Here is a 10,972-nt window from a genome sequence, read left to right on the forward strand (position 1 = left end):
TGGCCCCTCTGATGGGCGGGCCTTTTCAGGGGCTTGTCAGTTGGTCAGGGCGCGGTGCGGATGACGTTGGCCTGCAGGGCACTGCTCAGGGTGTCGATGCAATCCTGGCGATGCGCGCTGGCGGTGCTGTTGGGATCGCCGCGTGGCGCTGCCTTGAGTTGTTGGAGCAGCTTCAAGGCCTGCTGCCGCATGATCGCCCGCACGTCGGCACGAGCAGTACCGCTGCGCACGATGGCCGCGGCCAGTCTGTTGACGTAGTCCCGCTGCAGGTTGCGCTGGCTGCTTTCCATGCCTGGCTGCACGTTGCCGACCTGCCAGACGGTGTCCAGCAGGGTGCGATGCAGTTCGCGCACGGTCAAGGGTTGCGTGTCCTTGTCGCGGGTCTTGTCGATGTTGTCGAGCAAGCGCTCCGCCAGTGCCTCACTCATCAGGTAGCCCAGAATGTCTCTTTGCAGGGCCAGTCGTTGTTCCGCCACAGAGAAATCCGTCGGGACCGGATTTCGTCCATCGCCACCTTCTTGTCGATCGAGGTAATCCGGTGCGAGTCTTCGTTGCAGATCGGGCGGCAGGCTCAGTGCCTGCGGTGACAGGAAGTTGCCGGTGAGCAAGTCCAGTGCGGCACGTTGTTGCGACGAGGGCAGCGGGTCCAGCAAGTCTCGGCCACTTCCTGGGGCATCGCGGCGTGTGACCACCCCGCCTATTTGGCGCAGCAGGATCTGACTCGTTCTGGCCATGTCCCGCAAGCCATAGCTCACGCTGCGGCGCAACACAGTGACATCATCTTGCGGCGTCAGGGTGCGGGTGCTCTGGCGCTGGAAGAGGTCCTGCACGATGGCCAGGCGGGTACGTGCAAAGGCCACCGGGTCCTGACCCAGATCGAATGTCAGGGATTGCGGATCCAGGCCCAGCGCATTGTCTTCATCCGTGCCAAATGCGAGGGTGTCTGCCTGCTTAGGATCGGCGCTGCGTTGTGCGATATCCAGCAAGGCCTTGTGCGCGGCGGCGGCATCTTCAGGCAGGGCCTTGTAGCCGTATTCGATGGCCCAGTAATCGTAGGGCCCCAGCGTGGTCTGGAAGGGTGCTCCGGCACGTTGGCCAGGTATGGGCAAGTTGATCGGCGCGTAGTCCATCACCGAGGCGCTGTTGCCTTTGGTTCCGGTCAGTTCAGGATCCGTCAGCTCCTGCGCGGTGTGCCAGCGCGATCCCCTGAAGTTGTGGCGCAAGCCGAGCGTGTGCCCGACCTCGTGCATGGTGGTGTCTTTGATATACGCCAGCACGAACTCCTTGACCTGAGGACTGTCTGGTTCCAGCACGCCTTGTGCTTCCAGTACATCCAGTGCGAGGCCCAGTTGCTCGGAAGCATGCTGACCATGCTGGCATGTATCAGGGGGCAGGCCCATCGGCGAGGAGAGCTCCGTCACGTGAGCGGGGGTGTTGAGGCCAAGGCTGCTGTTGGTGACAAACTGGCTGCGCACCGTGCGAATGGCCCGAGAGGACAGGCTTTCCAGTGCAATGTCCGCATCCAGGATCTCGCCGGTCCGGGGGTCCACATGTGTGGGGCCAATGGCGCCGAACGCGGGCGCACTGTTGGTCATCCATCGAATGGAGGTGTGGCCGGTTTCAAGCGTGTCAAACGGCTTGTCGGTTGGCGGTGACTTGACCTCGATGGCATGCTTGAAGCCAATGGCTTCGAAGGCCTTGTTCCATTCGAGGACGCCTTCGGTGATGGTCGCGCGATAGGCCTCTGGAATATTGGGATCCAGCCAGTACACGATGGGGCGTACGGGTTCTGACAGCGCTGCCGACGGGTCCTTCTTTTCCAGGCTCCATCGGTTGATGTAGCGTTGACGGGGTGTGCGCGCCAGGTCATTCGTGAAGTCAGCCACGGTGGTGGTGAAGTAGCCAACGCGGGGATCCGCGGCTCGTGTGCGCATGGGCTTGTCCGGCAGGGCCGTCAGGCTGTAGTGCACCGTGATGAACATGCTGCGCGGATCAGGCAGAGACAGCGGCACGGTGGACGATGGCACGCCTGGCAAGCCGGGGCCTGCAGCAATGCCAGCCGTTGCGAAATGCTGAGACACCTCGAAAACCAGTGAGGTGCTCTGCGCGCGCGCCTCCTGTACAGAGGAGTTGCGCACATCCAGCCCATAGCTCTGGCGATAGGTGCGTTGGAGATGCTGCGCCACACCCAGCAGATCACTCAGCAGCAAGGCGTTGGCTTCCACCAGCACGGCGCCCGACTTGGCGTGTGGTGCGCTGGCCAGCGGGACGCTGCCCAGCAGACTGGGCGAGAAGGCAGCCTGCACGGCCCGTGATTGCGGTGAGCCCTTTAGAGCGGTGTAAGCACTGTTGATGGCCAGCAGTTGAACCTGCTGTTGAACCTTGCGGAACTCCACCCATTGAGGCTTGCCGACTTGTGCCCAACGGCTTTGCATCAGCCCGCCGAAGACACCTGCCTCACCAATGCCTGATGCCAGTTTGGGCGACAGGAAGTAGGGTTTGCCGAAGGCATCGGGCCGCAATTCAAGCCAGATTTTTTCCTGGCGTTTCCAGATCGGAATGAGCCCGTCCTGGCGTTCGGCACCTTTGATGACCAGATCGAAAGCGGGCTGCTGTGCGGCGGGTGTCGCGCTGGCAGGTGTTGCGCCACTGGCGGCCGGACTCGTTGTTGAGCTTGCCTGGCCTGGTGCGCTGGCGTTGGCTGGCGCAGGGGGAGCCGGTTTGCCAGCGTCGCTGAGTGTGCTGCACGCACTCAGTGCCAGTGCCATGAGCACCGCGCACATGATCCTGGAGCGAGAAGGCAAGATCGCAGCGTTCTGCAATTTTGGAGCGGGTAAGGGGAGGCGAGCCAATGGTGTCGTGGGCATCATGGTTTGGGACCATACCACTGACCCGGTGGCCCTCAGCCTGCCTCAGACCAAGAAAAAACCCGGCTGATGCGATGCATGCAGCCGGGTTCATATTTGGGTATGCGCTTAGCGCATTACTGGGCAGGAATGGGGAACCAGTCCTTCACGAATGCCAAGGCAGGGTAGTCGTGAATCAGCAGTGGTCCAAAGGACACGACGACCAAGCCGACAGACATCACCGCCAGAGGCAGGATCCAGCGCTCATACCGCCGGTAGAAGCCCAGTTGCTTGACTTCGGCATCGGCCTCGGTCACTTCGTCTTCGCCAATCACCTGGCGAGTCAGCAACTGATTGATGGCCACAGGAGGCAGCAGATAGCCCAGCTCGAAGGCCACCAGCACCATCATCCAGAAGTGCAGCGGATCGATGTTGTTGGCATAAGCGATCGGAGCCAGCGTACCGGAGACCAGCACCACGGCGCCGAATGGGTCCATGATCATGCCCAGGATCACCTTGGTCACGACCAGGAAGGCCATGGCCGTCCAGTGGTTCTCGAAGACTTTGGGGAAGAAGCCCATGACTTCAGAACGCTCGATCACGCCGCCAACAGCCAGAGACAGGGTCATCAGGCTCAGCAAAGCCCCGATGTGACCGATGGTCTCGTTGGTGGCAAAACGGATCGAGGTTTCCACGCCGTCCTGGCGATGGCTGGCGTAGTCTGGTGTGATCTCTGCCTTGCCCTTGTTGGTCATCTTGTCGTAGACCAGGATCAGAATCAACAGCACCGGCATGATGGTCGGTGCGGTGATTTCGTTGAGCTTGGTGTCCAGCACGAACTCATAGAGGGCCACGATGGCGATCACGAGCAGGCCGTAGGGCAGCAGTGGGATCAACTGTCGGATGGTTGCCGGGATGGCCACCATGGGCGACTCGATGTTGGCACGCTGGGTGCGCAGCATCTGCGAAGCCAGGAAGAACAGCGTGGACGTCAGCAGGAACACATAGAAGCCCCAGTGGTAGAGGCCAGCTGTGGTCACCTGCTTGTTCAGTGCGGCGATGAACACCACCAGAATGCAGGGGCGCAGCACTACGCCCAGGGAGCCGGACATCGCTGTGGCTGCCAGCGCAAACTGGCGTGACCCGCCCGACGCGCGCACTTCGTGATAGATGATGCCGCCGGCAGCAATCACGAAGATACCGGATGCACCGGTGTAGGCGGTAGCGAACGAGGCACCAATCAGGATGATGTAGGTCAGCAGTTGCGGGGACAGGTTCCATGGACGCAGGACGTTCATGAACAAATCCACGATACGGCTTTGCTTGAGCAGCATGCCGGCCCAGATGAACAGGCCCAGGTTCATGAAGATGCTGGGCAATTCCATCAACTGGTTGATGTAGATGGCCAGGCCCGCATGGTGGCCCTTGATCAGGAAGTACAGACCCGCGACCGTGGCCATCTGTGCATACAGAGGGATCGCCAGGAATGCACCCGACCAGTCACCCTCGCCGTGGGGCGATTTGACCGGCATGATCACGCGCTTGAGGTTGATCAGCAGCAAAATCGTGAACAGCGCCATCCAGATGTAATGGATCAGGGGGTGCTCGATGGGCACGCCCGAACCTTGCAGGATCTGGTAGTAGCGGATGGCCGAAAACAGCAGCAGCGCCGAAGAGATCACCTGCGAGACAGATTGCAGCAGGTAGTCCTTGGTGTAGTGGCCGGGGCGGATGCCAATGTGGTGAAAGCCCAGTGTGGTGGTGACGGCAGCAATGGCCACCATCAGCAGCAGGATCAGAGGGCGGTTGTCCGTACCAACCTGGAACAGCCCGAAGAAGCTGGTCTCCAGTGTGCGGTAGGCCTTTACCTGAGGCGTCTGGTGGTCCAGAACCTTGGCGTAGATGTCGTGCTTGGCCTTGCAGATGGCCAGCGCTTGTTCGATCGACTTGCGCAGCACGGTGGGATCGACCGGCGCTTGTTCGCCGAAGATATCGTCGATGTCGTCGCCCTTGGTGACAGGGGCAGCCATCTGTTTGGCCAGTTCGGCTTCGATATTGACGTTGGCGTCGCAATCGGGCTTGGTGGGTTCCGCGCGCAGCATGAAGTACTGCACTTGGGCCTGGGAGTCACCAAACATGGATTCGCCCAGTTTCAACAACTGGCCGTGAACCATCTCACCCGTACCGACGATCAGCGTCAACAACAGAAGGGCAAAGACGGGGAGGCTGGAGAACCATTCGAGGAAGGTTCGACCCAGGATCTTTCGGGAGTCAGGGGTGTTCATTGGCAATCACGCGACTGTGCTGACCTCAAGGTGTCAGCCGTCCAAAGGGGAAGGGCCTCGTGGCCCTTCGGCGGTATCAGCAGTACTGCATGGCAACCGGACAGGTTGCCGCTGCCGGGATTACTTCCACTCTACTTCTGACTTGGTTGAGCACTCGGGGTCAGCCGGGTTCACGTTGCAACGGATCTTCTTGATGATCCGCAGGCCCACCTTGTCGTAGAGGCCCTTTTGCGCGATATCGATGCGCGACTCACGCAGCATCAAGGTGTACTTGTACGAGTTCTCGGAACTCAGCTCCATCCAGGTGGCTGGCGGGATGCTGGCATCGGCCTGCTTGATCAGTTGCAAGGCGCGGTCGAACTGGCTGGACCAGTACTCGCGCGATTTTTCGCCGAAACCGTCAGGGAACTTGGTTTTGTTGAGCACGACCTGATAGGTCAGGATCATGATCGGGAAGCGGGTGATGCCGCCGGTCTTGCCGATGCCCTTGTAGAGCTCCAGTGGCTTATAGGCCATGGTTGGTGCAGCAATCATGTCCACCGAGCCGTTGTTGAACTTGGTGGAGAAGTTGGTGATGTCGGCGGAGACCGGCTGCGCACCGATGCGCTGGATCATCACGGCCTGGGCCTTGTCGTAGTCAAACGAAGCGATGCGCTTGCCTGCCAGGGCTTCGACCGTGTTGATCTTGCGATCATTCATGATCGGGTAGGCGGCGCCCAGTGGTGTGATCCCACCAATTTCATAGTTGCCGTCGATCATGTACTTCGACGCAGCGGGCGAAGCATAGGTCTGGATGATCTTGCGGACCACGTCGTAGCTGGCAGCGATGTCGATCTTGCCGTCCTTGACGATCGTGGTGGCACCGAGAGTGTCGATGGAACCGGCGACCGCGTTGAACTGGCGCGTACGGAAGGCTGTGGCGATCACGCCGTCACATTGCCCTGTGCGGAAGTCCTCCGAGGCAACGCGCTCGTCGGTGTAACCCTTGAGTTCGATGCTGGCGCCGTACTTCTGCATGGCGACGGCGTAGTCCTTGGCCATGTTGAAGAGGTCGCCGGCAGTGCCCAGCAAGTCGTAAACACAAACCTTTTGAGCAGCCTGGGCAGACGTGGTGGCACCCATTGCCACCAGCACGGCCAGGCTGGTTTTGCCCATTTTCTTGACCAACTTCATCATGTCTCCTCGGAACCAAAAAAAAGCCAGGGGGCCGCTGGGGGTCCCCTGTACTCTGCCGCTTTTCCGGCACACAAAATCGATCACTTGCCGTGATCTGTATCGTCAGCTTTGTAACTATATCTGGTGAACGGTTTCTTGAGGTAAACCCCTTCCCACACACACGGGGGAAGGGAATTCCCTTGGCGCGATCTATCGTTAATCGACATCAATCACTTGAGGAAGCTGTCGGCATCGATGTCGCCGCCGGCCTTTTCGTCCCAGAACTTGCCCAGGCTGGCGATCGGGGTGCGGGTGCCATTGCCTTGTGTCCACATGCGGTCAGACACATTGGTCAGCTGGGATTGAGCGATGGCGTCGATCAGGCGGTAGTCGGTGTTGGGTTTAAAGTCCTTATTGGCCGTGAAGCGCTTGATGATCTGGCGCACAGCGGCCTTGTCGTCCAGCGATTGGTAGGCCACGGCAGCCATGACGTGAGACAGGCGCACACCAGCGGCTTCGCCAAGCTGCATGGAGGATTCGAAGGTGCCCTTCACGTCCTTGCCATCAGAACCGCCAGGGAGGATGCTCCACACGGCTGCGCGGGCGGCCTGAGGTGCGCCCCACCACTTGTTGTTGTCCAGGCAGTTCATGGCCTTTTCAACCAGCGGAGCGGTGTCGGTGGGTACGCCAACAGTCTGCTGTGCAGCGATGTCGTTTTGCATGGCTTGCAGGCCAGAGACGGAGCCCAACAGGTAGGCCAGTTCGTCAAAGTCACGCTTGAAGGCTGGGCAGGTGGTGCCGTACTTGAAGAAGTACTTCTGCTCCAGCTTGTTGCGCATGCGATAGAAGGCCGTGTACTGGCGCTCGGCGGCGACAGCCAGCAGACGCTTCTGGGCGATGCGGGCGTCCTGAGCCTCGTCGGCGCGCTTCTCGCGGGAAGCGCGCATGTAGCGCATTTCTTCGGCAATGGCCTGGTTCTCCGAACACACGCCAGCCGAGGACATCAGCACCGACTCCATCAGGGATGGGTCGCCGTAAAAGTTGCGCGCAGCGCCGACCAAGGGGCCGTTGACCATCGCAAAGCTGCAGGCCATCTCAACGTCGCGACCTTGCAGTGTGGGAGGCGTGAAGCCGTCTTCCAGAATGCTGAGTGTCGTGCTGCTCACATTGGACTCGATCAGGGCGCAACCACCCATGGTCAGCGCCGAAACGGCCACGGCGGTTGATGCGAGCAGGCGGGTAATCCGAGGGGTCATCAAGAAGTCTCCAGCAAGAATCGTCAGTATTTACCGGCTTCGGGGCCAGGGCCGGTATGGGGCAAGGTTCTGTTCATTTGTCACTTGGCAAACCTTCACCCGGGTCCCTGAATCGTTTGTGTCACCAGTTTCCACTGGGCACTTTGGGCGCATCTGCCAATGCCAAAAATTCCTCGAAATTCTAGCCCCCGCAGGGGGTGCCCCCTCTGACGTAAACCCTAGGGATAGCCCCCGAATGGCAAGTGAAAGTGACGAAAAAAAAGCCCGTCGGCGACGGGCTTTGATGTGGTGCATGAAGTCGTTCAGCAAATGGTTCAGCGAATTGGCTTGAAACGCACGCGCTTGGGGCGTGCGCCTTCTTCACCGAGGCGCTTTTTCTTGTCGGCTTCATATTCCTGATAGTTGCCGTCGAAGAAGAACCATTGCGAGTCGCCTTCGCACGCGAGGATGTGCGTACAGATGCGATCGAGGAACCAGCGATCGTGGGAGATGATCATCGCGCTGCCGGCAAATTCCAGCAGGGCGTCTTCCAGTGCGCGCAGGGTTTCGACGTCCAGGTCGTTGGAAGGTTCGTCCAGCATCAGCACGTTGCCGCCTTGAGCCAGTGTCTTGGCCAGGTGCAGGCGACCGCGCTCACCGCCGGACAAGCTGCCCACCAGCTTTTGCTGATCGTTGCCCTTGAAGTTGAAGCGACCCAGGTAGGCGCGCGAGGGCATCACGAACTTGCCCACGATGATGTTGTCGAGGCCGCCAGAGACGTCCTGCCACACGGTGTTGTCGGCAGCCAGACCTTCGCGGCTTTGGTCCACGAATGCCAGTTGTGCGGTCTTGCCGATGCTGACCTCTCCGCTGTCAGGCGTCTCGACGCCCTGGATCATGCGGAACAGCGTGGATTTACCTGCGCCGTTGGGTCCGATGATGCCGACGATGGCGCCAGCGGGTACCTTGAAGCTCAGGTTGTCGATCAGGCAGCGGTCGCCAAAGGACTTGGTGACGTTTTTGAACTCGATGACTTCATTGCCCAGGCGTTCGGCCACAGGGATGAAGATTTCGTTCGTCTCGTTGCGCTTTTGGTAGTCGACATCGCTCAGTTCTTCGAAGCGGGCCAGACGGGCCTTGCTCTTGGCCTGGCGGCCCTTGGCGTTCTTGCGCACCCATTCCAGTTCGACCTTCAGGGCCTTGGCGCGTGCGTCTTCGGTCTTCTGCTCCTGTTCCAGGCGCTTGCCCTTGGCGTCCAGCCAGTCGGAGTAATTGCCCTTGTAGGGGTGGCCCGCGCCACGGTCGAGTTCCAGGATCCACTCGGCGGCGTTGTCCAGGAAGTAGCGATCGTGGGTGATGGCCACCACAGTGCCGGAGAAGCGGCTGAGGAACTGTTCCAGCCAGTCCACGGACTCGGCGTCCAAGTGGTTGGTGGGTTCGTCAAGCAGCAGCATGTCTGGCTTGGACAGCAGCAGGCGGCACAAGGCCACACGGCGCTTTTCACCGCCGGACAGGTTGCCGATGATGGCATCCCATGCGGGCAGGCGCAGGGCGTCGGCGGCCAGTTCCAGTTGCAGGTCGGTGTTTTCGGAGCCGCCAGCGGCGATGATGGCTTCCAGTTCACCTTGTTCAGCGGCCAGGGCGTCGAAGTCTGCATCTTCTTCGGCGTAGGCTGCGTACACCTCGTCGAGTCGCTTCTTGGCCGCGAGCACACCGCCGATGCCTTCTTCAACCGCTTCGCGAACGGTTTGGTCCGGGTTCATGACCGGCTCTTGAGGCAGATATCCAATTTTCAGGCCAGGCATCGGGACGGCTTCGCCCTCGATGTCCTTGTCCACGCCTGCCATGATCTTCAGGAAGGTGGACTTGCCTGAGCCGTTCACACCCAGCACGCCAATCTTGGCGCCCGGGAAGAAACTCAGGGTGATGTCTTTGAGGATCTGACGCTTCGGGGGGACGATCTTCCCGACGCGGTTCATTGTAAAAACGTACTGGGCCATGGCGCGCTCGCTTGAAGCGAGTAACTTGGATCAAACCGCGTAGCTTAAGGCAAGCCGCGGCCCTTTACGTTTTTTTGATGCCTTTATCCGCGGGGATTCAGCCGCGCAAACGCATGATCAGGTTTTCGGCCTCGGTCATGGCCTCGCGCTGGGCGGTTTCATCGGTCATGAAAGCCAGCTCCTGCAGGGACATTTTCAGATTCATCAAGCCATCGCGCAGGCTGAACAGGGCCGCCTGAACTTCCAATAGCTGGTTTTGGTTGGAATCGGGGGTGTTGTGGTGGGACATGTCCTTGCTCTCCGGCCCCTTTGGAACTTCCTGGCCGGGCGCAGGGCAAGGCGCTGACGGCATGAAAGGACTGTAGCCCTGCCTTGCATGTCGGGGTAGCGCTTGATTAAGGGGTGATGAAAGAGGACTGCTGAAACGAGGGGTCAGCTGTTTTGCAATGTGGTTTGCGTATTCAGCCAGGCTGCGACTCTTTGCGGCTCGATACACAGGGCCCATTGTTTGCGCCGGCCGGATGCGCCGCGCAGGAGTTCGAGCTGGTTTTGCGGGATGCCAAGTTCCTTGGACAGCCATTTGCGCAACGCGTCATTAGCTGCACCGTCAACTGGTGGCGCAGACAGGCGTATGCGCAGGGCGCCATCGTGCCACCCGACCAGTTCCGTTTTCTTGGCGTTGGGTGAGACGCTGATGTCGAGTACAACGCGTTGATCCTTGCCTTTGCCGTCCAGGCGCATGCAGGGCCATGAAGATGAGGGAGGGGCAGGCGTGGTCATGTCGGGTGCCATGATGCCGCATGGGCACTGAAAATGAAAAACCCGGCCGAAGCCGGGTTGGGAAACATCTGCCTGTCCTGGGATCAGGCTGATGCCGATTCAGTTGCTTGAATCAGGGCTTGTTGCCAGTCGGGAAGGGCCACGCAGCTTGAGGGCTCAGCGTGGTCTTCGCGGCTGGGGCAGCGGCCTTCTTGGGGGCAGGGGCAGGCTTGGCGGGAGCAGGCTTCTTCGCAGCAGCCTTCTTCGCGGGGGCCTTCTTGGCAGCAGCCTTCTTGGCGGGAGCAGCCTTCTTGACTGCAGCCTTCTTGGCAGGTGCCGCCTTCTTCACTGCGGCCTTCTTGGCGGGAGCAGCCTTCTTGACTGCAGCTTTCTTGGCGGGCGCAGCCTTCTTCACTGCGGCCTTCTTGGCCGGAGCCTTCTTGACAGCAGCCTTCTTGGCGGGAGCGGCCTTCTTCACGGCTGCCTTCTTGGCAGGAGCGGCCTTCTTCACGGCGGCCTTCTTAGCGGGCGCAGCCTTCTTCACAGCGGCCTTCTTAGCCGGGGCAGCCTTCTTGGGTGCCACTTTTTTTGCAGTTGCCATACGGATCTCCTTGATCAAGTTGCAAAGAGCACTGCACTGCGGATTGCAGTACAGGGATCCATCACCCATCGCCCCCTAGGATCTGAGCGCG

At 60.2% G+C, this 10,972-nt stretch carries 9 protein-coding genes; 1 reads left to right on the plus strand and 8 read right to left on the minus strand.

Annotated elements, in window-relative coordinates; genetic code table 11:
- Positions 1-44: 44 nt before the first annotated feature.
- The gene (locus HY836_RS12070) at positions 45-2,768 is read right to left on the minus strand and encodes a zinc-dependent metalloprotease (protein WP_290676400.1); all 2,724 of its coding nucleotides are present in this window, start codon (positions 2,766-2,768) and stop codon (positions 45-47) included.
- Between HY836_RS12070 and HY836_RS12075 the strand changes: the two genes are divergently transcribed.
- Entirely contained in the window at positions 2,767-2,937 is a 171-nt protein-coding gene (locus tag HY836_RS12075; protein ID WP_290676401.1) for a hypothetical protein, read from the plus strand. The genes HY836_RS12070 and HY836_RS12075 overlap by 2 nt on opposite strands.
- 46 nt (positions 2,938-2,983) lie before the next feature.
- On the opposite strand, the gene HY836_RS12080 is transcribed toward HY836_RS12075, so the two are convergent.
- The 7 genes from HY836_RS12080 to HY836_RS12110 form a co-directional block, all read right to left on the minus strand.
- Positions 2,984-5,131 (minus strand): TRAP transporter large permease subunit, encoded by a 2,148-nt coding sequence (locus HY836_RS12080; RefSeq protein ID WP_290676402.1) that lies wholly within the window; start codon positions 5,129-5,131, stop codon positions 2,984-2,986.
- Positions 5,132-5,251: 120 nt separating this feature from the next.
- Complete coding sequence (locus tag HY836_RS12085; RefSeq protein ID WP_290676403.1) at positions 5,252-6,304, minus strand: putative solute-binding protein; 1,053 nt, start codon at positions 6,302-6,304, stop codon at positions 5,252-5,254.
- Positions 6,305-6,516: 212 nt separating this feature from the next.
- Entirely contained in the window at positions 6,517-7,542 is a 1,026-nt protein-coding gene (locus HY836_RS12090; RefSeq protein WP_290676404.1) for a hypothetical protein, read from the minus strand.
- Between the two features lie 314 nt (positions 7,543-7,856).
- A complete protein-coding gene (gene ettA / locus HY836_RS12095) occupies positions 7,857-9,521 on the minus strand; it encodes an energy-dependent translational throttle protein EttA (protein WP_290676405.1) in 1,665 nt (554 codons plus the stop codon).
- Between the two features lie 97 nt (positions 9,522-9,618).
- Positions 9,619-9,810, minus strand: coding sequence for a hypothetical protein (locus HY836_RS12100; protein ID WP_290676406.1), 192 nt, complete (start codon positions 9,808-9,810; stop codon positions 9,619-9,621).
- A gap of 143 nt (positions 9,811-9,953) precedes the next feature.
- Positions 9,954-10,301 carry a DUF167 domain-containing protein gene (locus HY836_RS12105; RefSeq protein ID WP_290676407.1) on the minus strand — a complete coding sequence of 116 codons (348 nt, stop codon included), beginning with the start codon at positions 10,299-10,301 and terminating at the stop codon, positions 9,954-9,956.
- Positions 10,302-10,413: 112 nt separating this feature from the next.
- Entirely contained in the window at positions 10,414-10,881 is a 468-nt protein-coding gene (locus HY836_RS12110) for a histone H1-like repetitive region-containing protein (RefSeq protein WP_290676408.1), read from the minus strand.
- Positions 10,882-10,972 lie beyond the last annotated feature (91 nt).

The organism is Aquabacterium sp. (genome assembly GCF_016234775.1).
In the GTDB taxonomy this organism is placed as follows: domain Bacteria; phylum Pseudomonadota; class Gammaproteobacteria; order Burkholderiales; family Burkholderiaceae_C; genus Aquabacterium.